At 66.9% G+C, this 21,081-nt stretch carries 20 protein-coding genes; 19 read left to right on the top strand and 1 reads right to left on the bottom strand.

Translation table 11 applies throughout. The annotated features are described in order from the left end of the window. Window positions 1-31: 31 nt before the first annotated feature. The 16 genes from BAY61_RS23570 to BAY61_RS23495 all read left to right on the top strand — a co-directional run bounded on the left by BAY61_RS23570 (window position 32) and on the right by BAY61_RS23495 (window position 15,395). The gene (locus BAY61_RS23570; RefSeq protein ID WP_091807862.1) at window positions 32-223 is read left to right on the top strand and encodes a ferredoxin; all 192 of its coding nucleotides are present in this window, start codon (window positions 32-34) and stop codon (window positions 221-223) included. Window positions 224-324: 101 nt separating this feature from the next. Then, window positions 325-1,413 carry a Zn-dependent alcohol dehydrogenase gene (locus tag BAY61_RS23565; protein ID WP_091807860.1) on the top strand — a complete coding sequence of 363 codons (1,089 nt, stop codon included), beginning with the start codon at window positions 325-327 and terminating at the stop codon, window positions 1,411-1,413. After that, complete coding sequence (locus tag BAY61_RS23560) at window positions 1,410-2,294, top strand: 3-oxoacyl-ACP reductase (RefSeq protein WP_091807858.1); 885 nt, start codon at window positions 1,410-1,412, stop codon at window positions 2,292-2,294. The genes BAY61_RS23565 and BAY61_RS23560 overlap by 4 nt, the downstream gene beginning before the upstream one ends. A gap of 8 nt (window positions 2,295-2,302) precedes the next feature. After that, window positions 2,303-3,811: an aldehyde dehydrogenase family protein gene (locus tag BAY61_RS23555; RefSeq protein ID WP_091807857.1), complete on the top strand. Its 1,509-nt coding sequence runs from the start codon at window positions 2,303-2,305 to the stop codon at window positions 3,809-3,811. A 9-nt stretch (window positions 3,812-3,820) separates the two neighbouring features. Further along, a complete protein-coding gene (locus tag BAY61_RS23550) occupies window positions 3,821-4,582 on the top strand; it encodes a glucose 1-dehydrogenase (protein WP_091807854.1) in 762 nt (253 codons plus the stop codon). Window positions 4,583-4,601: 19 nt separating this feature from the next. Next, on the top strand, window positions 4,602-5,396 hold the full coding sequence (locus BAY61_RS23545; RefSeq protein ID WP_091807852.1) for an MlaE family ABC transporter permease: 795 nt from the start codon (window positions 4,602-4,604) through the stop codon (window positions 5,394-5,396). After that, complete coding sequence (locus BAY61_RS23540) at window positions 5,396-6,244, top strand: MlaE family ABC transporter permease (RefSeq protein ID WP_170140240.1); 849 nt, start codon at window positions 5,396-5,398, stop codon at window positions 6,242-6,244. Before BAY61_RS23545 ends, BAY61_RS23540 begins: the two co-directional genes overlap by 1 nt. Before the next feature lie 10 nt (window positions 6,245-6,254). Then, window positions 6,255-7,559: an MCE family protein gene (locus BAY61_RS23535; RefSeq protein WP_091807849.1), complete on the top strand. Its 1,305-nt coding sequence runs from the start codon at window positions 6,255-6,257 to the stop codon at window positions 7,557-7,559. Beyond that, window positions 7,556-8,611 (top strand): MCE family protein, encoded by a 1,056-nt coding sequence (locus tag BAY61_RS23530; RefSeq protein ID WP_091807847.1) that lies wholly within the window; start codon window positions 7,556-7,558, stop codon window positions 8,609-8,611. Before BAY61_RS23535 ends, BAY61_RS23530 begins: the two co-directional genes overlap by 4 nt. Further along, window positions 8,608-9,645 (top strand): MCE family protein, encoded by a 1,038-nt coding sequence (locus BAY61_RS23525; RefSeq protein ID WP_091807845.1) that lies wholly within the window; start codon window positions 8,608-8,610, stop codon window positions 9,643-9,645. Before BAY61_RS23530 ends, BAY61_RS23525 begins: the two co-directional genes overlap by 4 nt. Then, a complete protein-coding gene (locus BAY61_RS23520) occupies window positions 9,645-10,835 on the top strand; it encodes an MCE family protein (protein ID WP_091807844.1) in 1,191 nt (396 codons plus the stop codon). The genes BAY61_RS23525 and BAY61_RS23520 overlap by 1 nt, the downstream gene beginning before the upstream one ends. After that, window positions 10,832-12,043: an MCE family protein gene (locus BAY61_RS23515; protein ID WP_091807842.1), complete on the top strand. Its 1,212-nt coding sequence runs from the start codon at window positions 10,832-10,834 to the stop codon at window positions 12,041-12,043. The genes BAY61_RS23520 and BAY61_RS23515 overlap by 4 nt, the downstream gene beginning before the upstream one ends. Further along, window positions 12,040-13,296: an MCE family protein gene (locus BAY61_RS23510; protein WP_091807840.1), complete on the top strand. Its 1,257-nt coding sequence runs from the start codon at window positions 12,040-12,042 to the stop codon at window positions 13,294-13,296. The genes BAY61_RS23515 and BAY61_RS23510 overlap by 4 nt, the downstream gene beginning before the upstream one ends. Further along, complete coding sequence (locus tag BAY61_RS23505) at window positions 13,293-13,775, top strand: hypothetical protein (RefSeq protein ID WP_091807838.1); 483 nt, start codon at window positions 13,293-13,295, stop codon at window positions 13,773-13,775. The genes BAY61_RS23510 and BAY61_RS23505 overlap by 4 nt, the downstream gene beginning before the upstream one ends. Next, on the top strand, window positions 13,772-14,362 hold the full coding sequence (locus BAY61_RS23500; protein ID WP_245865369.1) for a hypothetical protein: 591 nt from the start codon (window positions 13,772-13,774) through the stop codon (window positions 14,360-14,362). Before BAY61_RS23505 ends, BAY61_RS23500 begins: the two co-directional genes overlap by 4 nt. 154 nt (window positions 14,363-14,516) lie before the next feature. Further along, window positions 14,517-15,395 carry a sulfotransferase domain-containing protein gene (locus BAY61_RS23495; RefSeq protein ID WP_170140241.1) on the top strand — a complete coding sequence of 293 codons (879 nt, stop codon included), beginning with the start codon at window positions 14,517-14,519 and terminating at the stop codon, window positions 15,393-15,395. A 12-nt stretch (window positions 15,396-15,407) separates the two neighbouring features. Here the strand turns inward: BAY61_RS23495 and BAY61_RS23490 are convergent, their stop codons facing one another. After that, complete coding sequence (locus tag BAY61_RS23490; RefSeq protein WP_143021410.1) at window positions 15,408-16,739, bottom strand: metallophosphoesterase; 1,332 nt, start codon at window positions 16,737-16,739, stop codon at window positions 15,408-15,410. Between the two features lie 178 nt (window positions 16,740-16,917). Here BAY61_RS23490 and BAY61_RS23485 point away from each other — a divergent pair, with 178 nt between their 5' ends. From BAY61_RS23485 to mraY, 3 genes are read left to right on the top strand one after another with little or no spacing between them, the layout of a single operon-like run. Further along, on the top strand, window positions 16,918-18,516 hold the full coding sequence (locus BAY61_RS23485; protein ID WP_091807833.1) for a UDP-N-acetylmuramoyl-L-alanyl-D-glutamate--2,6-diaminopimelate ligase: 1,599 nt from the start codon (window positions 16,918-16,920) through the stop codon (window positions 18,514-18,516). Next, window positions 18,513-19,994, top strand: coding sequence for a UDP-N-acetylmuramoyl-tripeptide--D-alanyl-D-alanine ligase (locus BAY61_RS23480; protein ID WP_091807831.1), 1,482 nt, complete (start codon window positions 18,513-18,515; stop codon window positions 19,992-19,994). The genes BAY61_RS23485 and BAY61_RS23480 overlap by 4 nt, the downstream gene beginning before the upstream one ends. Further along, window positions 19,991-21,076: a phospho-N-acetylmuramoyl-pentapeptide-transferase gene (mraY, locus tag BAY61_RS23475; RefSeq protein ID WP_091807829.1), complete on the top strand. Its 1,086-nt coding sequence runs from the start codon at window positions 19,991-19,993 to the stop codon at window positions 21,074-21,076. The genes BAY61_RS23480 and mraY overlap by 4 nt, the downstream gene beginning before the upstream one ends. Window positions 21,077-21,081: the final 5 nt, after the last annotated feature.

The raw sequence follows: 21,081 nt of genomic DNA, 5'->3' as shown, positions 1-21,081 counted from the left end.
GGTGCCGGACGTGGCAGAGCGGGCGCGGAGGATGAGGGTCGAGGTCGACAGGGATCTGTGCGAGGCGAACGAGGTGTGCGTCGCGATGGCTCCCGCCGTGTTCGAGCTCGACGACGAGGAAGAGTTGCGCATCAGCTCGCCGGACGTGCCCGAAGGTGAGATAGAACGTGTTACTCAGGCGGTCGCATCATGTCCGAGAAATGCCCTGCTCATACGTGAATAGCTTCGAAAACTGAGGCTTGCTCAAGACAAGAACAGATTCTAGTCTTTGGCGAGAGACGCGGACCAAGGGCGGTACGCGGCGACCTCAGGGAGGTAGTCCGGGTGAGGGCGGCTGTACTCAACGCGATCGGCGACGAGAAGCTCGAACTGCGCGACGACGTCACAACCGTGGACCCCGGTCCACACGAGGTTCGCATCAGGGTGCGCGCCTCGGGAATCTGTCACAGCGACCTGTCGGCGATGGACGGAACACTGCCCGCGCTGGCTCCCGGCGTCATCGGTCACGAGGGAGCAGGCGAAGTACTGGACGTCGGGCAGGGGGTGACCCATCTCGAACCCGGCGATCACGTGACCGTCTCCTTCGTCCCGCCGTGCGGCGATTGCCCGAGCTGCCTTCGCGGCGAACCGAACCTGTGCGCCGTGCACGCGATCGCCGCGTTCACCACGCCGAGATTCCGGCGGGGTGACACCCCGTTGTTCGGCTACGCCGGTCTTGGCACGTTCGCCGAGGAGGTCGTGGTTCCCGCGGCGGGTGCCGTCAAGGTCGACAAGGACGTGCCCTTCGAGACGGCGGCGCTCATCGCCTGCGGAGTGCTGACCGGTGTCGGTTCGGTGCTCAACACGGCGAAGGTGACCCCGGGTTCGACGGTGGTGATCATCGGCTGCGGCGGGGTCGGCATCTCGGTCATCCAGGGCGCGCGGCTGGCGGGTGCCAGCACCATCGTCGCCGTCGATCCCGTCGAGGCCAAGCACGACATCGCGCGGCGATTCGGGGCGACGCACGCGACGACCCCCGACGGACTCGCCGACGTCAAGGCGGCTACGACAGGAGGCGAGGGATTCGATTACGCCTTCGACGTCGTCGGCATTCCCGCCACCATCCGCTCCGGATGGGACAACGCCCGTCGCGGCGGGTCGGTCGTGGTCGTCGGTGCCGGTAAGGCCGACGCGATGGTCGAGTTCAGCGCGCAGGAACTGTTCCTGCACGACAAGAAGATCCTCGGTTCGTTCTACGGCTCGGCCAAGGTGCACAGGGACACCGCGACGATGCTGAGGTTCTGGAGGGCGGGCCTGCTCGACCTCGAAGGCATGATCTCGCGGCGCATCGGATTCGACGAGATCAACGACGGGCTCGGTGTGCTCAAGGAAGGCAGCAGCGACGTCATCCGTCAGGTGGTGACCATCGAGTGAGCACCAGTCTCACCGGCAGGGTCGCCGTCGTGACGGGCGCGGCCGAGGGAATCGGCCGCGCCGAAGCGCTCGCCCTCGCCGAAGCGGGCGCCGCCGTCGTCGTCAACGACCTTTCGTCACCGGAGAAGACCGTCGACGAGATCGAGGCGGCGGGTGGCAAGGCACTGGCTCTCAGGGGCGACATCGGCGAACCCTCGACGGCCGCCGCTCTCGTCGCCGCGGCCGAGGAACACTTCGGCGGTCTGCACATCGTGGTCAACAACGCGGGCCTGTTGCGCGACCGGATGTTGTTCTCGATGACGGACGAGGAATGGGACACCGTCATCAGGGTCCACCTTCGCGGGCACTTCCTGCTCGCCCGCGACGCGGCGGCGTACTGGCGGCGAAAGTCCAAAGCGGACGGAGCGCCGGTGTACGGACGGCTCGTGAACACCGCCTCGGAGGCGTTCCTCGTCGGCTCGCCCGGACAGCCGAACTACGCGGCTGCCAAGGCGGGCATCGCCGCGCTCACCGTGTCGGCCGCCAGGGCGCTGTCCCGCTACGGCGTGCGTGCCAACGCGATCTGCCCACGCGCAAGGACCGCGATGACCGAGGGTGTCTTCGGCGCGGGCACCGAAGAGGACGACCCGCTTTCGGTCGACCACGTCGCGCCCTTCGTCGCGTTTCTCGCCTCTGCGGCGGCCGAGGACATCAGCGGGCAGGTGTTCGTCGTGCACGGTGGCATGGTCGCGCTGCTGGCTCCGCCCTCGGTGGAGAAACGGTTCGACACCTCGGCCGGAACGTGGACGACGCCCGAACTCGCCGGCACCGTCGGCGCCTACTTCTCGGGCCGCGATCCCGGCCGCATGTTCGCGGCCGACGACATCCTTTCCCTTTCGTGAGGAGCACCATGACCTTCACCGTGCAGCCCCACCGCGAATCACTCGGGCTGAAGACAGGGCAGTTGTACATCGGCGGCCAGTGGGGACCCGCAGCCGACGGCGCGACCTGGACCCACCGTCACCCGGGAACGGGCGAGGAGATCGGCGAGTTCGCCAGCGGCGGCGCCGCCGATGTCGACGCGGCCGTCGCCGCAGCGCGCGCCGCGTTCGACGAGGGAAGGTGGGCGACCGAACGCGCGGGCGTACGGGTCGCGCTGCTGCATCGCTATGCCCAGCTTCTGCGCGACCACGCCGACGAGTTGAGGGCACTACAGGCGCTGGACAACTCGGTGCCGATTTCCTTCGGTGCCATCTACGCCACCTCGGTGGGTGCGGCCGCCGACGTGTTCGACCACCACGCGGGCTGGGTCGACAAGATCGGTGGGCAGACTCTGCCGCCCTATCAGGGTGGCGACCACCTCGCGATGACTTTCCGCGAGCCGATCGGTGTCGTGTCGGCGATTCTCCCGTGGAACGCGCCGTTCCTGCTGTTCGCGCAGAAGGTGGCCCCCGCGCTCGCCGCCGGCTGCACGATCGTGCTCAAACCCTCGGAGTACTGCACGTTCTCGGTGCTGCGCATGGTCGAACTGCTGGTGGAGGCCGGTCTTCCGGAAGGGGTGCTCAACGTCGTCACGGGGCAGGGCGACCCCGTCGGCGAGGCCATGATCACGCATCCAGGTGTCGACAAGGTGAGTTTCACGGGCAGCAGGGCCGTCGGCAAGCACATCGTCGAGGCTTCGGCCGCGACACTGAAGCGGGTGTCGCTCGAACTGGGCGGCAAGAGCCCCGCGCTCGTCTTCGGCGACGCGGGCAACGTCGGGCTCGCTGCGGCGACGGTCGTCGGGGCCGTCACGATGGGACTTTCCGGGCAGGCGTGTGTCGCCAACACGAGGGCCCTCGTGCATCGCGACGTCTACGACGAGTTCATCGGCGCGGCACAGGGCATGGCGGCGGCCGTGACCTACGGCGACCCCTTCGACGCGGGCGTGATTTCCGCGCCGCTCATCAACGAGAAGCAACTCGACCGCGTTCTCGGCTACATCGAGAAGGGCAAGGAGGAAGGCAGGCTCGTCACCGGAGGTGAGCGGCTTGGTGGTGATCTCGCGGCAGGCAACTTCGTCGCGCCGACGATCTTTGCCGACGTCGACAACTCGGCGACCATCGCGCAGGAGGAGATTTTCGGCCCTGTGCTCGCCGTCGTGCCCTTCAGCGACGAAGACGAGGCCATCGCGCTCGCCAACGACACCGAATACGGGCTCGGCGCGGGCGTTTTCACCTCCGACGTGCAACGCGCGTTCAGGGTGTCGCGCAAGCTACGCGCGGGAACGGTCGGTGTCAACGGTTTTCAGATCGAACCGCACCTGCCCTTCGGTGGTTTCAAGCAATCCGGACTCGGCAGGGAGGGCGGAAGGAGCGCCATCGAGGCGTACACGGAGGAGAAGTCCGTTTTCCTGCCGCTGACCGACGAGATGATGTGAGGAAGGCCGATGGGACGACTCGCCGGTAAGGTCGCGCTGATCACCGGTGCGGCGAGGGGGCAGGGCGCCGCGGCGGCCCGCCGCTTCGCGGAGGAGGGTGCCTCGGTGTTGCTTGCCGACATCAACGACGAGGAAGGCAAGGCGCTCGCCGAGGAACTCGGCGACAAGACGGCATACCACCACCTCGACGTGTCCGACGAGGACGAGTGGGCGAGCGCCGTCGAGCACGCGGTTTCCGAATTCGGCACGCTGAACGTGCTCCTCAACAACGCCGGTGTCCTGCACTTTTCCGAACTGGGCAGCACGAAGCTCGCCGATTACGAGCGAGTAATAAAGATCAACCAGGTCGGGGCGTTTCTCGGCATGCGCTCGGTCGTTGAACCGATGACGACAGCAGGTGGTGGTTCCGTCATCAACGTGTCCTCTGTGGAGGGACTGGCCGGGATGCCGTTCCTGGTCGCCTACACCGCGAGTAAGTTTGCGATCAGGGGAATGACCAAGGTCGCCGCGCTTGAGCTGGGGGATCGCGGCATCAGGGTCAATTCGCTGCATCCAGGCATGATCGACACCTCGATGGTGAGCGATGCGGCTGGAGGCGCGGAGGTGGACTACTCGCGGATCGTCCGCAGGCTCGCATTGGGCAGAGTCGGGCAACCCGAGGAGATCGCCTCGCTGGCGTTGTTCCTCGCCAGCGACGAAAGCTCGTACTGTACGGGCGCCGAGTTCGTCGCGGACGGGGGAGCGACGGCGACACACGCTTTGAAGTTGTAGTAACCGAGGCGGAGGTGCGATGGGCGCTCAGCGGGGATCGACGGTGATCCCAGGCACCGCCGCGCTGGCCCAGGTGGGCCGGCTCGCGACCCTCGCGTGGGAGGTGCTGCGCGCCATTCCGCGCAGGCCCTTTCAGACGAGGGAATGGATCCAGCAGTGCTGGTTCTTCGCGAGTGTCACGATTTTGCCCACCGCGCTCGTCGCGATCCCGTTCGGCGCCGTCATCGCGCTGCAACTGGGGTCGTTGACGCAGCAGATCGGCGCGCAGTCGTTCACGGGAGCGGCCAGCGCACTTGCCATCGTGCAGCAGGCAAGTCCGCTGATCACGGCGTTGCTGGTGGCCGGGGCGGGCGGAAGTGCGGTGTGCGCGGACATCGGCGCTCGCAAGATCCGCGAGGAAATCGACGCCATGGAAGTGCTCGGCGTCAACCCGATCCAGCGGCTCATCGTGCCGAGGGTGCTCGCCGCGATCGTCGTTTCGGTGCTGCTCAACGGACTGGTCAGTGTCGTCGGTGTACTCGGCGGCTACTTCTTCAACGTCGTACTGCAAGGCGGGACCCCCGGCGCCTACCTCGCCAGTTTCAACGCGCTGGCCCAGCTTCCCGATCTGTGGGTCAGTGAGATCAAGGCGTTCCTCTACGGCTTCGTCGCCGGTGTCGTCGCCGCGTTCAGAGGGCTCAACCCCGCACCGGGACCGAAGGGAGTCGGCGACGCGGTGAACCAGGCCGTCGTCGTCACGTTCCTGCTGTTGTTCCTGATCAACGTCGTGCTGACCGCGATCTACCTGCGTATCGTCCCCCCGAAGGCGTTGTGATGAGCGACGACGCGAGAGTGTCCGACCGGACCCTTGAGATCATCGCCCGCCCCGGCGCCAGTCTCGAAGGGTTCGGTCAGCAGCTTTCCTTCTACGCCAGGGCGCTGGCCTGGGCGCCGCGCACGCTTCGCCGCTACCGCAAGGAAACGCTGCGGATCCTCACCGAGGTCAGTTTCGGCACCGGTGCGCTCGCCGTCATCGGCGGGACACTCGGAGTGATGATCGGAATGACCCTTTTCACCGGCCTCATCGTGGGGCTACAGGGGTATTCCGCGCTCGACCAGCTCGGAACGGCGGCGCTCACCGGATTCATCTCCGCCTACTTCAACACCCGGGAGGTGGCGCCGCTCGCGGCGGGACTCGCGTTGTCGGCGACGGTCGGCTGTGGATTCACCGCGCAACTGGGCGCGATGCGAATCTCTGAGGAGATCGACGCCCTTGAGGTCATGGGCATTCCCAGCATGCCCTATCTCGTGACGAGCAGGGTGATCGCGGGCGTCACGGCCGTGATCCCGCTGTACGCGGTCGGCCTGCTCTCGTCCTATCTGGCCTCCCGGCAGATCACGGTGTGGTTCTACGGCCAGTCGGCAGGCACTTACGACCATTACTTCAATCTGTTCCTGCCACCGGAGGACGTGCTGTGGTCGTTCCTCAAGGTCGTCGTGTTCAGCGCGCTCGTGATCCTGTCGCACTGTTATTACGGGTACACGGCGAAGGGCGGGCCTGCCGGAGTCGGTGTCGCGGTGGGCCGCGCGGTGCGCACGTCGATCGTGTTGATCGTGGTCATCGACTTCTTCCTCAGCCTCGCGATCTGGGGCTCGACGACGACGGTGCGGATTTCCGGATGAGGGCGGCGCTATGAGGGCACTGCTGTTGCGCAGGCTGCGACACCAGCTTCTCGGGCTGGTGTTCCTGCTTGTCGCCGCGCTGTTCTTCACGCTGTGCGTCGCGGTGTACAACAAGGCGTTCACCGAATACGTGGGTGTCCGGCTGGAAACCGACCACATCGGCAATCAGATGCGCGAGGGCGCCGACGTCAAGGTTCGCGGCATGCTCGTCGGGGAGGTGCGCACCATCGAGGCGACCGGGGACAAGGCCGTGCTCGGCCTCGCGCTGCAACCGGACAAAGTGGACCTCATTCCGGCCAACGTGTCAGCGAGGTTGTTGCCGAAGACGCTGTTCGGCGAGCGCTATGTCGCGCTGGAACTGCCCGATCGCGGTTCCGATCCCATCGCGGAGGGCGCGGTCATCGGGCAGGACCGCAGTAGCTCCGCGATCGAACTCGAACGCGTCCTTTCCGACGTGCTCCCGTTGTTGCAGTCGGTGCAGCCGCAGAAGCTGGCGAGCACGCTGGGCGCGGTGTCGGAAGCGCTGGAGGGCAAAGGTCAGGAACTCGGCGAGACGCTCGTGCAGGTCTCGGACTATCTCGGGGAGCTCAACCCCTCGCTTCCCGAGCTGAAGGCCGACATCACCGGGCTCGCCAACGTTAGCGACGTCTACGACCGCGCCGCGCCGGACTTCCTCGCCGCGCTGTCCGATCTGACGACGACGAGCAAGACCATCGTGGAGAAGGAACGACAGCTCGTCGATCTCTACGCCTCGGTGTCCACCGTCTCCGTCGACCTCGGCCGGTTCCTCGACGTCAACAAGGCCAACCTCATCGACCTCACCAGCACGGTCCAGCCGACGCTGGACGTGCTCGCCAAGTACGCCCCCGAGTACCCGTGCCTGCTGCGGCAGCTCGCCGAGGCCGTCCCCAGGGCGGAGGAGGCGTTCGGCAAGGGAACCGACGAGATGAACCACGTGACGATCAGGATCACCGCGAGCAGGGGCAAATACCTGCCGGGTGTCGACGAGCCCCGCTACGACGACAAGCGGGGGCCACGCTGCTACCCGCAGGTCGAACCACCTGCCGCGTGGCCGCAATATCCGCCGGAAGGCGCGATCGAGGACGGTTCGAGCAAACCGGCACCGCCGCACCGGACCGGATACGGCGGTGGGACGACGGCCGGTGTTCCCTCGCTGGCGAACTCGCCCGCCGAGCACGAGTTGTTGTCGACGCTGCTCGCGCCGTCGACCGGGATCGCGCCGCAGGACGCGCCGGGCTGGGCGAGCCTGCTCGTCGGCCCGCTCTACCGGGGCGCCGTGGTGGAGGTCGAATGAGCGAGCGGACACGAGGGGAGCGGAGTTTTCTCCCGGCCCTGGTGAAGATCCTCGTCTTCGCGACGGTGACCATCACCTTCACCGCCGTGCTCGGCGCGACGATCGCCAACACCAACTTCGGGCCGACCGCCGGGTACACGGCGCTGTTCCACAACGCGTCGGGACTACAGGAGGGCAACGACGTCCGCATCGTCGGCGTCAAGGTGGGTCAGGTCGTCGACATCACCGTTTCCGAGGACAATCTCGCCGAGGTCAGTTTCGACATCGAGGCGGGAAGGGAACTTCCGGCGGCGGTCACGGCGACCGTCAAGTACCGCAACCTCGTCGGGCAGCGGTATCTCTCCCTCGGCACCGACGTCGCGGGAGGGGGAACCCTTTCCCGTGAAACGCCGATCCCTCCCGAACGCACCCAGCCCGCACTCGACCTGACGGCATTGTTCAACGGGTTCCGGCCGCTGTTCGAAGCACTTGATCCCGAACAGGTCAACCAGTTGTCCTACGAGATCATCCAGGTGCTGCAAGGAGAAGGCGGCACCATCGAGAGCCTGCTCTCGCACACCGCGTCGCTCACCTCGACGATCGCGGAGCGCGACGAGGTGATCGGTGAGGTCATCGGCAACCTCAACCACGTACTCGGCACGCTCAACGACAGGGGACCCGAACTCGGGGGCCTGCTCGACACCACGCAGCAACTCGTCACCGGGCTCGCCGAGCAGCGTAAGCCGATCGGCGACGCGGTCTCCGCGCTCGGCGAGCTGACCACCGTCACGTCGGGACTGCTGACCGACGCCCGCCCGCCACTGCGCAAGGACATCGCGGCGCTCGGCGAGCTGTCGGGCAACCTCGCCGACTCGGAAGAACTGCTGGACCACCTGTTGCAGGTGATGCCGGGAAACCTGGAAAAGTTCACGAGAACGCTCAGCTACGGAAGCTGGTTCAACTATTACCTCTGCGGGCTGACCGGCACCATCGGCGTCTCATCGCTCAACATCACGCTGCCGTTCCTGCCGATCCCCACCACAGAACAGCCGGAGAGGTGCAAGGTCTCATGAAACCGCTGCGAGAGCGCAACCAGGCCGCGGTGGGAGCCGTGACGCTCGTGCTGCTCGGGCTGGTGACGCTCGTGACCTACTACTCCGACGACCTCCCCCTGCTGGGCAACGGGACCACCTACTCGGCCTACTTCGCGGAATCGGCCAATCTCTCCGACGGCAACGAGGTACAGGTCGCCGGTGTCAAGGTCGGCGAGGTGCAGCAGGTGTCGCTCTCCGGGAAGACGGTGCACGTCACCTTCAAGGTCGAGGACGTGCGGCTCGGACCGGAAACCGAGGCCGCCATCGAGGTCAAGACGTTGCTCGGGGAGAAGTTCCTCGCGCTGACCCCACGCGGAGAGGGAACGCTCGACCCCGCCGAACCGATCCCGCTTGAACGCACGACGACGCCGTACGAGATTCAGGACGTGTTCCGCGACCTCTCCACGACCGTCGAGGACATCGACACCGACCAGCTCGCCGAGAGCTTCGACGTGATCTCGGAAAGCCTGCGCGACACGCCGCCGCATCTGCGGGACGCGCTCGGCGGGCTGTCCGCGCTCGCCGAAACGGTGTCCTCTCGCGACGACGAACTGGCCGAACTGCTCTCCAACAGCAGCGGGGTCACCAAGGTGCTCGCCGACCGCAACGACGAGCTGCGCAAGGTCATCGACGACGGGAACCTGCTGCTCACCGAACTCCAGCAACGGGAAAAGGCGATCGACGCGCTGTTGAAGGGAACACGGGACCTTTCGGAACAGTTGTCCGGATTCGTCGCGGACAACCGCGAACAACTCGGCCCCGCGCTGGAAAAACTGGGCGTCGTCACCGATGTGTTGCAGCGCAACCAGGACAACCTCAACCGCAGTCTCGAACTGCTCGCCCCTTTCACCAGGATCGGCGCGAACGCCACCGGAAACGGGCGCTGGTTCGAGGGCTACATCTGCGGACTGCTTCCCCCGGTGATCACCGTGGGCGGCGCGCGAATCAACCCCGAGGGCTGCACGCCACCGATCGCGGCCGAGAATCAGGGCGTTTCCGTGGGAGGCAACTGATGACGGTGACCTCGCGCAACCAGCGCAGCCTCTACGCCTGGCTCGCGGCGGCCTGCGTCGCGCTGCTCGTGCTGGCCACCGCGCTCTGGTGGCTGCTGCGCGACACCGGCGCGACCCGGCTTTCCGCCTACTTCGATAAGACCGTCGGCCTCTACGAGGGATCGTCGGTGCGGGTGCTCGGCATCCCGGTCGGCGAGATCACCGGCGTCACTCCCGAGGGTGGCGCGGTACGGGTCGACATGGCCATCGACGTGCCGGTTCCGGCCGCCGCGGGTGCCGTCGTGGTCGCACCGAGCCTCGTGAGCGACAGGTACGTCCAGCTCACCCCCGCCTACGACAGCGGGCCGAAACTGGCCGAGGCGGCGGTGATCCCGCTCGAACGCACGGCGACTCCCGTCGAGCTGGACGACTTGTACGGCAGCCTGAACGAACTGTCGACGAGCCTCGGTCCCGACGGCGCCAACTCCGACGGCGCGCTCGCCGGGGTGCTCGACACCGCCGCGGCGAACCTGGAGGGCAACGGAACCGCCTTCAACGACGCGGTCTCCCGGCTTGCCGAACTGTCGGGCACGCTGGAGAACTCGAAGGGCGACCTGTTCTCGACGGTGAGCAACCTACAGGAGTTCACCAGCACGCTCGCCGACAGCGACCGGCAGCTCAATGAGTTCTACGACAGGGTCGCCGACGTCACCGGGTTTCTCGCCGAGGACTCCGACGACGTCGGGGCCGCGCTGTCCTCGCTTGGCAGCTCACTGGGTGAGGTCAAGCAGTTCGTCACCGACAACAGGGATCTGCTTTCCTCGAACGTGAGCAAGCTGGCCGGTATCACCGGTGTCCTCGTCGATCAGCGGGCTGCGCTCGCCGAGGTGCTGGACGTGGGACCGACCGGGATGAACAACTTCATCAACACCTACGACGCGGCCTCTGGCAGCATTTCGGTACGCTACAACGCGAACGAGCTCGCCCACCCGCTCATGCAGACGTTGTGCAAGCTGGTCAGCGCAGGCACGCCGGAGCAATTGGCGGACGCGCTGGGGCCGTTGTGCCGGTCGCTCGCGCCCATTGTGGACGACACGCTGAAGGTGCCTTCCCTTTCCCAGACACTGAACTCGTTGCAGAACGGGGAACTGCCGCCGCTTCCGCTACCACTCGTCGACCTGCTCACGACCCCATTGGACGATGGCTCATGAGAAGAATGGCGGTCGCGCTCGCGGCGATACTGGTGCTGGCAGGTTGTGGCGAAGCCGGATTCTCCGGGTTGTACAACACGCCGTTGCCGGGAGGGGCCGACATCGGGGACAACCCTTATCGGGTCAGCGCGCGGTTCGCCGACGTACTCGACCTCGTCCCGCAGGCTAGCGTCAAGGTCAACGACGTACCGGTCGGCAGGGTCGAGCGCGTGGAACTGGCCGACGACACCAAATCGGCCGTGGTCAGAATGATCGTCAACGGGGACATCGTGCTGCCCGCCAACGCCGACGCCGCGCTTCGGCAGTCGAGCCTGCTCGGCGAGAAGTTCGTCGAGTTGCGCGAACCGGCGGGTGAGGATCCACAAGGGACATTGCGGGACGGTGACCGGATCCCGCTGGAACGCACCAACCGCAATCCCGAGGTGGAAGAGGTTTTCGGCGCGCTTTCCCTGTTGCTCAACGGCGGCGGGATCGATCAGCTCGGCACGATCACCGAGGAACTGAACAACGCGTTGTCCGGTAACGAGGCGGAAATCAGGACCCTGTTGTCCAGAGTGGACGAGCTGGCAACGCAACTTGACGGGCACAGGGGGGAGATCGTCAGGGCGATCGACGGGCTCAACCGACTTTCGAGCACGTTCGTCGCGCAGACCGGCAACCTCACCAACGCGCTGGACAACCTCGAACCGGGATTGCGCATCGTCAGCAAGCAGCGCGATCAGCTCGTCGGCATGCTCCAGTCGCTGGACGATCTGTCGGGCGTCGCCGTCGACACCGTCACCAAGAGCCGTGACGAACTGGTCGCCAACCTGCATGCGCTCGAACCCACCCTGCGCAAGCTCGCCGAGGCGGGCACCGATCTGCCGACCGCGCTCAAGATCCTGCCGACCTACCCGTTCCCCGACGCGGCGGGCGCGGTCATCCGAGGCGACTACGCGAACGTCACCGCCCGCGTCGACCTCAATCTCGACCTGTTGTTGCAGAACTTCACGAACTCGTCGCAGCCGCCCATCCAGCCGCCGACCCTTTCGACGGGCGACATCGGCGGCACGGGGCAGATCGGTGGTGCCGACGGCGCGCCGCCTGATTCGTCGGCGGGCCCGGACGCGCCGGTACTCCCGTTGCCGGAGATCAGTCCACCCGCTCCGGCGAGGCAGGGCGGGCTGATCGGCAGCCTGCTCGGCGGACTCCTCGGAGGTGGCCGATGATCACCCGCAAACACCGGTTGCAGCTGGTGGCCTTCGTCGTCATCGCCGTGGTGTCCGTCGGCTACGCGGGGATCAGTTATGCCGGTCTCGACCGGCTTCTCGGAACCCGTGGCTACGAGGTCACCGTCCGGCTCGCGGATTCAGGAGGGATCTTCGTCAACGCCGAGGTCGCCTACCGGGGGGTCGCCGTCGGCAAGGTCGTCGCGATGAACCTGACCGAGCATGGCATCGAACTGAGCCTCGACATCGAATCGGACGCCCCCGCGATTCCCGCCGACACGGAGGCGGCGGTGGCCAATCGATCCGCGGTCGGTGAGCAATATGTCGATTTGGTGCCCCAGCATGCCGAAGGCCCTTACCTCGCGGAAGGTTCGGTGATCCAGCAGGAGCGCACGTCCATTCCGCTCGCGCCGGACACCGTGCTCGGCAACCTCGACAAACTCGTGGCCAGTGTGGACACCCGCTCGCTTCGGACCGTCGTCGACGAGACCTACGACGCGTTCGTCGGCACCGGCCCCCACCTGCGGCAACTGCTCGACACCGCGAGTTCGTTCACCGAGACGGCGACCGAACATCTGCCGGAGACGAAGGCGTTGCTCTCCGAAGGGCGGATCGTGCTCGACACCCAGCAGCGGCAAGCCGGGAACATCGCCGAGTTGTCGACCGGCTTGCGGACCATCGCGGGACAGTTGAAGGAATCCGACCCCGATCTGCGGAAGGTCATCGACGAGGCGCCGGAGCTGAGCAAGGAGGTCAGTGATGTGCTCGCCGTGTCCGGCACCGATCTGGGTGTCGTTCTCGCCAACCTGCTGACGACGGCGAAGATCACCACCTCGCGCACCGACGCGATCGAGCAGTTGCTCGTTGCCTACCCGGTGATCTCCGCGTTCAGCCGTTCGGTCACCTCCAACGGCGAGGGGCATCTCGGCTTCGTGCTCAACCTGTTCGACCCGCCCTCGTGCACGCGGGGATACGAGGACACACGGCAGCGGCCTGCCAACGACGAATCGGAGGCACCGGCCAACGTCGACGCGTACTGCGCCGAGCCGCCCGGCAGCCCCATCGGCGTGCGGGGTGCCCAGAACGCGCCGTATGCGGGAGAACCCGTCGAGGTGCCTGCCGCGCCGGAACAGCGGGAAGGGCAGGGCGGAACGGACGGGGTGCCGAGGAAGGACGCGCTACCAGGGGTGCTCGGCTTCGCCAACGAGGTACTTCCTGACGGCATCGGGCAGTTGCTGGGGATCCCGCGATGAGAACACTGGCCGTTCTCGCCGCCATCGCCGTGCTCGTCGCCTGCTGGGCTGGCTGGAACTGGTGGAGCGCGGCGGATGACGATGGGCTCGCCGTCGCGAGGGAGCGGGAGGCCGTCGTCGATGACATCTCGGCGGCGCTGTTGACGTTGCACACGATCGACTACCGGGACGCGGAAGTGAACGTCGACGGCTGGATCGAGGCCACGACTGGGCAGCTCGGCAAGGACCTCGAAAAGGACAGACAACTTCAGCTCGACAGGGCGGCGGGTACGGAAACCGTTGCCACGGCGGAGTTGTCGCGCATCGCGGTGACCGAATTGGACGTCTCGGAGGGATCGGCGACGATGCTCGCCGTGCTCACCGTTCACCTCGCGACCTCGGACCAGAAGCCGTCGGACAGTCGCAGCAGGCTGACCGTGCGGGCGCAGCGCACGGCCGAGGGCTGGAAGGTCGCGGGCGTGCAGGCGGCGGACTCATGACCGGAGACAAGGCCGACGCCGAGCTTGACGAAGCCGCCGAAGGCACGGCGGCGGTGGTGGACTCGGGCGGTGGGCGGACTTTGTCGCGAAGAGCGACGATCATGGCCGTGCTCGCCGCCGTGATCGTGCTGGCGGCGGGGGTCGCCGTGTGGTCGTTCGTGGAGGCGGGGCGGCTGAGCGCTCCCGGCGACAACCTCGCGGTCGCCGACGAGCGGGCGACCAACGAGGTGAAAGATCAGGTTTCGGCCGGGCTCAAGGCCGTTTTGTCCTACGACTACAACAATCTGGCCCGCACCGAGCGGGCCGCCGAAACGGTACTGGTCGACGCGGCGGTCGATCAGTACGAGGCCGAATTCGGCGAGGTGAGCGAGCTGGCGGCGGATCAGCGGATCGTGCGTACCTCGACGGTGCGTTCGGCGGGGGTGGCCGAGCTGTCGGCGACCGAGGCGACGGTGCTGGTGTTTCTCGATCAGCAGACCGTGTACCCGGAGGAAGAAAACCGGCTGGAGTCGGGGACGGCGGTGGTGGAGGTGACCGCCCGCAAGCGGGACGGTGGCTGGAAGATCGCCGAACTGAACGGCCTGTAGGCCCGTGGTGGAGTTCGGACCCTGAACTCCGAACCTCGGCGTTGTTACGGTTCACCCGCCCCTGATCGCCGGAAAGAGATGTGGTTTCGCTCTGGAATCGAGGTGTACCACCGTGAGTGGCCCGCGCCGTGACGAGGGACCGGGTTGGCTGGCTGTGAGCCACGAGACCGAGCGTTCGAATTTCCGGAAACTCGGCACGAGCGACATCGTGGTGGCCAGTTTTCCGTGTTCTGGCCAGTTTCTGACCGGTAATATTCTGCTTGAACTGGGGTTGAACTACCTCACGGCGAGTTCGGAAGAGTTCGCCGCCGACGGCAAGGCGTATCCGATCCCTTCTTTTTATGGTGTGCGGCGACGATTCGCGGCAAGGGACCGTTCCGACAGGGCCAGTACTCTCCGAAGGCGGTGGCCAAGGTTCGTCGCTACTCACAGCGCGAGTCGGTATCTCGACGTAACGTCGCTTCGCGGTGTTCTGCTTTTGGTCAGAGATCCGAGGGATGCCTTGTACTCCCAATATTGTTTGCAGGCCGCGATCGAGGGCGAGCGGGTGAGTGAACTGGCCGCCGAGGGAAGGGAAGCTGCCGCGCAGGGAGAGGTCACGAGTTTCGACTCCTGGCTGGGGCAGCCGATGTCGTTGTTTACCGAGGCATCCTTGGAGTCACCGGTAGCGGCATGGGCCGACTATCACTCGGAATGGTTGGACGCCGTCGACGGTGACCGGTTGTTCGTCATGCGGTTCGAGGATCTGAAGAAGCGTGCGGCCGAAACCGTCCGAAAAGGGTTGGTCCATTTTGGAATCCAGGTCGCTGAGCCGGATCTCGTGAAGGCCGTCGAGTTGAGCAGTTTTCCGGCCATGCGGCAGCACGAGGATGCCGTTTTGCGTGAACGTGGCGCTGCCGAAGGTGAGTACCGGTTCATGAGGCGGGGGTTGGTCGGTGAGTGGAAGCAGTGGATGACCGCGGAGCGCGCAATGCGTTTCTCGAATCGCCGGTTGCAGGCGGTCGCGAGCTCTCTTGGGTACGCGATGGGTTGAGGCTCGCGCGGTTCAGTTGATCGCTGCCAGTAGCGCCTCGGGCAGCGTTGCCTGGACCGGTGTCCATTCGACCTCGCGGTCGAGCGCTCGCTCGACCGAGGCGACGAGGTGTGCTTCCGTCGCCAGTGAGACGACGGGGCGGCGAGGGGCGTCAGGGAGGCTCATGCCGAGCCCTCCCAGGTTCTCGATGTTGAGAGTGACGTCGTCGGACAGCGTGTTCTTGCCCGTCGCGGTATCCCGGAGGGCGTCGAGTTCCGCACGGGAGACTTCGCACGCCATCACGCGTGCCGTTCGGCCGGTGACGTGGAGGAGTTCGGCCTCCGACAGCGTGCCCCTGGGCAGGAAGGAGAAGACGCCGTCGAGAGGGGCTTGACTGGTGTTGATGGCCCCGACCAGCGCCGCGTCCGTCTCGGTGATCATGGTCAACCCCTTCGCGACCGTGTGGCCGAGGGAGTTGTTCTGGCGGGGCTGCCACCGCAGCGATTCCCGTAGTTCGCCGACGATGTTGGCCGCTTGGCCGACGTGGAGCTCATGTCCGGGCCCGGTCCAGTCCACATGACCGCCTGAGGGGGTGATGCCATAGCAGGAGTGCGTCAGGTCGGCCCTGAGATCCAGCACGCCGACCTCGGAACCCAACGCCCATGGCTGTAGATAGGGAACTCCGGCGATCTGCCCGATGTGCCTGCCGAGAGTGTGCCCGCCGATGATGATGTCCGCGTGGGGGCGCATCGCCTCGGTGAACTCCGTGATGCGCTTGTGGTCGGCCCGCGGCGGTCCACAGCACATGGACACCCAGTCGACCCCGTCGTGGACCGTCAGTACGACGACGTCCGCTCCATTGGAACGCAACAATTGGGCGATCTCGGGAATGACTTCCGGAGCGGGGGATTGCGCCAGCGCGAGCGGGCCGGTGAAGCGCTCGATGTCGGGGTGTGTCAGTCCGATGACTCCGACGCCGATTCCGGAGAACGAGAAGACGGTGTGCGAGGGAAATCCCAGGTCGTAGTTGCCGAGTAGCAGTGGGAATCCGGTTGCCGGCCCCCACTCGCGGAGTTGTCGCTCGCCCCAGTCGAACTCGTGGTTTCCCGGTACCGCGACATCGATTCCCAGGCTCGCCGCGGCGGTGAAGCCGGCGTGTCCACCCATGACGTATGCGAGGGGGCCCTGCGCGAAGTCTCCCGCGTCGATCCACAAAGAGTGCCGGGCTCCTTCGCGTAGCCGGTCGATCGTATGGGTGAGCGCGCCGGCCCCGGGGTAGGTGCCGTAGGACGTGGGGTGGGCGAAGTAGGAGCCGAGGAAGTCGTTGGTCGTCAGTATCCGAAGCAGCGTCTCCGGGGCCGTCACGGTCGCCTCCATGGGCTGTCGATGCGGTGACGGCTGCCGCGGCCGGTGGCATTCCAGGCAGCCGACACCATCGTATCAATACATGAAACTCCAGTTTGATTATTCGTCGGCGCTATGCGCGCGCCACGCAGTCCGCACCGCTTCCGAGGCGGGTCGGCACCGCCGGTAACCTTCCGGCGTGTCTGTCAACAACGACGAGCCGTCCGATCGGAAAGGACAGGTTCCGGACAACCCGGCGAAGGTCGTCGCCGCGCCGCCGCGACCGGATCGCATCGAGCCGGTTCCGCTGACGACGCTGGTCGCGCGCGCGGATGCCCGGCTCATCGCCGACCCCGCCGACGCCGACGTGACGGTGACCGGTACGACTCTCCGCGCCCAGCACGTGTTGCCGGGTGACCTCTTCGCCGCGCTGCCGGGGGCCAGGGTCCACGGGGCCGACTTCGCCGACCAGGCCATTGCCGCCGGTGCCGCCGCGGTACTCACCGACGAGGACGGGGCTCAGCGTCCCGCGCTGCGTGACACCGACGTCCCCGTGCTCGTCCACTCGGACCCGCGCGGCGTGCTCGGCTCGGTCGCCGCGTGGATCTACGGCGAACCCTCGCTGCGACTGTCGGTACTCGGGGTCACCGGAACCTCCGGCAAGACCACGACCGCCTACCTGGTCGAGGCCGGTCTGAGGGCGGCGGGACTGGCGACCGGGCTGATCGGCACCGTCGAGACCAGGATCGGCGACGAGCGCCTCGCGAGTGCCTTCACCACGCCGGAGGCCCCCGACCTCCAGGCTTTGCTCGCCGTGATGGTCGAGCAGGGCGTCACGCACGTGCCCATGGAGGTGTCGAGCCACGCGCTCGCGCTCGGCAGGGCCAACGGCACCAGGTTCGCCGTCGGCGCCTTCACCAACCTTTCCCAGGACCACCTCGACTTCCACCGCGACATGGAGGAGTACTTCGCCGCCAAGTCGCTGTTGTTCGACGGCCGCTCCACCCACGAGGTGGTTGTCGTGGACAACGCCTGGGGTCAGTCGCTGGTCACGCCACAGACGGTGACCGTGTCGACTGAGCCCGGCACCGACGCGAGCTGGAGGGCGACCGACATCTCGATCACCTCGACCGGCGAGCAGTCGTTCACCCTGCATGCTCCGGACGGCCGCGTCGCCGAGGCGACGCTCCCGTTGCCGGGCGAGTTCAACGTGGCCAACGCGACGCTGGCCGCGGCCGTACTCGACACGGCGGGTGTCTCGCTGGAGCACATCGTCGCGGGGCTGGCAGCCGTCGAGGTGCCTGGCCGGATGGAGCGCGTCTACCTCGGCCAGGACTTCACCGCGGTCGTCGACTACGCGCACAAGCCTGCCGCGGTCACTCAGGCACTGCTCGCGCTGAGGGCACGCACGGAGGGGCGCATCATCACCGTGCTCGGCTGCGGAGGCGACAGGGACACGGTGAAGCGCCCGATGATGGGTGAGGCCGCGGTGCGCGGAAGCGACGTCGTGATCGTCACCGACGACAATCCCCGCGGGGAGGATCCCGAGGCGATCAGGGCCGCGATGCTGGCAGGTGCGCGCGCGGTTCCTCCGGCGCAGGCTGGTGAGGTCAGAGAGATCGGCGACCGCAGGGCCGCGATCGTGGCCGCCGTCGAGGAGGCGGAGGCTGGTGACGTGGTACTCGTCGCGGGCAAGGGGCACGAGACGGGACAGGAGGTGGCCGGTGTCGTGCATCCCTTCTCCGATCGTGATGAGCTGGCCGCCGCAATCCGTGACCGACTTGAGGTGACCGTGTGATCGAACTGAGCCTTGCCGAGATCGCGGGCATCGTCGGCGGCAGGCTGCATCGCGCGGACGGCGGTGAACGGGTGACCGGCTCCGTCGAGTTCGACTCGCGGAAAGTCGCGGGCGGCGGGCTTTTCGTCGCGCTGCCGGGTGAACGCGTCGACGGCCACTCGTTCGCGGGAACGGCGATGGCGGCCGGAGCCGCGGGAGTGCTCGCCGCGCGCGAGGTCGACGCGCCTTCGGTGATCGTGCCGCCGCTGCCGGAAGGGCAGGCACACGAACGTTCCGTCGCGCTCGCCGGCGACAAGGACGGCTCCGGCGCCGCGGTACTCGCCGCGCTCGGCAAACTCGCTCGGTACGTGGTCGACGAACTCGCCGAAGGCGGGCTGACGGTCGTCGGCGTCACCGGTTCCTCCGGCAAGACTTCGACCAAGGACCTCGTCGCGGCATTGCTGGAGCCGCTCGGCCCCACCGTGGCGCCGCCTGGGTCCTTCAACAACGAGCTCGGCCACCCGTGGACGGCGCTGAGGGCCGACCGGACGACCCGGCACCTCGTGCTTGAGATGTCGGCGCGTGGCCCTGGGCACATCGCGCAACTCGCTGAGGTCGCACCGCCACGCGTCGGCGTCGTGCTGAACGTCGGCAGCGCCCATCTCGGTGAATTCGGCTCGCGGGAAGGCATCGCCGCCACGAAGGGCGAACTCGTCGAGGCACTGCCCTCCGAAGGGGTCGCCGTGCTCAATGTGGATGATCCGCTGGTGGCGGCCATGGCAAGCCGCACATCCGCGAGGGTCGTGGGGGTCGGGGAGAACCCGGCCGCGACGATTCGCGCGGAACGCGTCACGCTCGACGAGCAGGCGAGGGCTTCCTTCCGGCTGGTGACTCCGGACGGCGAGGCCGACGTGACCCTGCGACTGGTCGGGGAGCATCACGTCGGCAACGCGCTGTCGGCCGCCGCGGTCGCCATCGAACTCGGCGCGAGCGTCGCCGACGTGGCGAGGTACCTCGGCGCTGCCGAGCGCAGGTCGGGGCGGCGCATGGAGGTCGACACCCGCTCCGACGGGGTCACCGTGCTCAACGACTCCTATAACGCCAACCCCGAGTCGATGAGGGCGGCGCTCAAGGCACTCGCCTCCATGACCTCGGACCGCCGCTCGTGGGCGGTACTCGGTGTGATGGGCGAACTGGGTGCGGATAGCGTGTCCGCGCACGACGAACTCGGCAGGCTCGCCGTGCGGCTCAACATCAACAGGCTGGTCGTGGTGTCCGGCAAGGACGGTGAGGACGCGGTTGCCGCGGCCATCCACCACGGAGCCAGCCACGAAGGTTCTTGGGGAGAGGAGTCGGTCCTGGTGCCCGACACCGACGCCGCCGTCGCGTTGTTGCGCGACGAGCTGCGTCCCGACGACGTGGTTCTTGTCAAGGCGTCCAAGGTCGCCGAGCTGTGGCGGGTCGCCGACGCGCTGCTGGAGGAGGGCCGCCCGGCGTGATCAGCATCATGATCGCGGCCTCGGTGGGGTTGCTCGTCTCCATCCTGCTGACGCCGTACCTCATCCGGATCTTCTCGAAGCAGGGCTTCGGGCAGGAGATCAGGGAGGAGGGCCCCGAAGGGCACAAGTCGAAGCGCGGGACACCCACCATGGGTGGCGTGGCGATCATCGTCGCGATGGTCGTCGGCTACTTCGTCGCCCACTTCGCCGACTGGATCCGCAGTTCGACCAACGACGGGCCGACCGCGTCGGGACTGCTCGTGCTGTTCCTGGCCGTCGCGCTCGGAATCGTCGGTTTTCTCGACGACTTCATCAAGATCCGTAAACAGCGCAACCTCGGCCTGAACAAGACGGCGAAGCTGGTCGGTCAGCTCGTCGTCGCGGTCGCCTTCGCGGTGCTCGCGCTTCAGTTCGCCGACGAGAACGGGCTGACGCCCGCCTCGCAGAACCTGTCCTACGTGCGTGACCTCGCGCTGATCTTCTTCCCCGTCCCGATCTTCATTCTGTTCTGCTACCTGCTGATCTCGGCGTGGTCGAACGCGGTGAACTTCACCGACGGGCTCGACGGGCTCGCGGGTGGCGCGGCGGCGATGGTGCTGGCCACCTACGTGGTGATCTCGTTCTGGCAGGCGAGGCTGAGCTGCGTCGAGTCCCCCCAGGCCGCCTGTTACGACGTGCGAGATCCGCTCGACCTCGCCGTGGTCGCCGCCGCCGCGACCGGCGCGTGCGTCGGCTTCCTGTGGTGGAACGCCGCACCGGCCAAGATCTTCATGGGCGACACGGGGTCACTCGCGCTGGGCGGGCTGGTGGCCGGCCTTTCGATGACGACCCGCACCGAACTGCTCGCGATCGTCATCGGTGGTCTCTTCGTCGTCGAGATGATCTCGGTCGTGCTGCAGATCGCGGTGTTCCGCACGACGAGGCGAAGGCTCTTCCGCATGGCGCCGTTCCATCACCACTTCGAACTCGCGGGCTGGGCGGAAACCACGGTCATCATCCGGTTCTGGCTGCTCGCCGCCATCTGTTGCATGTTCGGCCTCGGCCTGTTCTACAGCGAACAGCTCGGGCTCGGAGGAGGCTAGGCACC

The sequence above is a fragment of the Prauserella marina genome, from assembly GCF_002240355.1.
In the GTDB taxonomy this organism is placed as follows: domain Bacteria; phylum Actinomycetota; class Actinomycetes; order Mycobacteriales; family Pseudonocardiaceae; genus Prauserella_A; species Prauserella_A marina.
Note: the sequence above shows the minus strand (reverse complement) of the source record. Positions and strands in the feature narration are given on the sequence as shown.

Coding starts and splice junctions, on each gene's coding strand:
- BAY61_RS23570 (WP_091807862.1), top strand. CDS start 32: ATGAGGGTCGAGGTCGACAGGGATCTGTGCGAGGCGAACGAGGTGTGC.
- BAY61_RS23555 (WP_091807857.1), top strand. CDS start 2,303: ATGACCTTCACCGTGCAGCCCCACCGCGAATCACTCGGGCTGAAGACA.
- BAY61_RS23550 (WP_091807854.1), top strand. CDS start 3,821: ATGGGACGACTCGCCGGTAAGGTCGCGCTGATCACCGGTGCGGCGAGG.
- BAY61_RS23545 (WP_091807852.1), top strand. CDS start 4,602: ATGGGCGCTCAGCGGGGATCGACGGTGATCCCAGGCACCGCCGCGCTG.
- BAY61_RS23540 (WP_170140240.1), top strand. CDS start 5,396: ATGAGCGACGACGCGAGAGTGTCCGACCGGACCCTTGAGATCATCGCC.
- BAY61_RS23535 (WP_091807849.1), top strand. CDS start 6,255: ATGAGGGCACTGCTGTTGCGCAGGCTGCGACACCAGCTTCTCGGGCTG.
- BAY61_RS23530 (WP_091807847.1), top strand. CDS start 7,556: ATGAGCGAGCGGACACGAGGGGAGCGGAGTTTTCTCCCGGCCCTGGTG.
- BAY61_RS23525 (WP_091807845.1), top strand. CDS start 8,608: ATGAAACCGCTGCGAGAGCGCAACCAGGCCGCGGTGGGAGCCGTGACG.
- BAY61_RS23520 (WP_091807844.1), top strand. CDS start 9,645: ATGACGGTGACCTCGCGCAACCAGCGCAGCCTCTACGCCTGGCTCGCG.
- BAY61_RS23515 (WP_091807842.1), top strand. CDS start 10,832: ATGAGAAGAATGGCGGTCGCGCTCGCGGCGATACTGGTGCTGGCAGGT.
- BAY61_RS23510 (WP_091807840.1), top strand. CDS start 12,040: ATGATCACCCGCAAACACCGGTTGCAGCTGGTGGCCTTCGTCGTCATC.
- BAY61_RS23505 (WP_091807838.1), top strand. CDS start 13,293: ATGAGAACACTGGCCGTTCTCGCCGCCATCGCCGTGCTCGTCGCCTGC.
- BAY61_RS23500 (WP_245865369.1), top strand. CDS start 13,772: ATGACCGGAGACAAGGCCGACGCCGAGCTTGACGAAGCCGCCGAAGGC.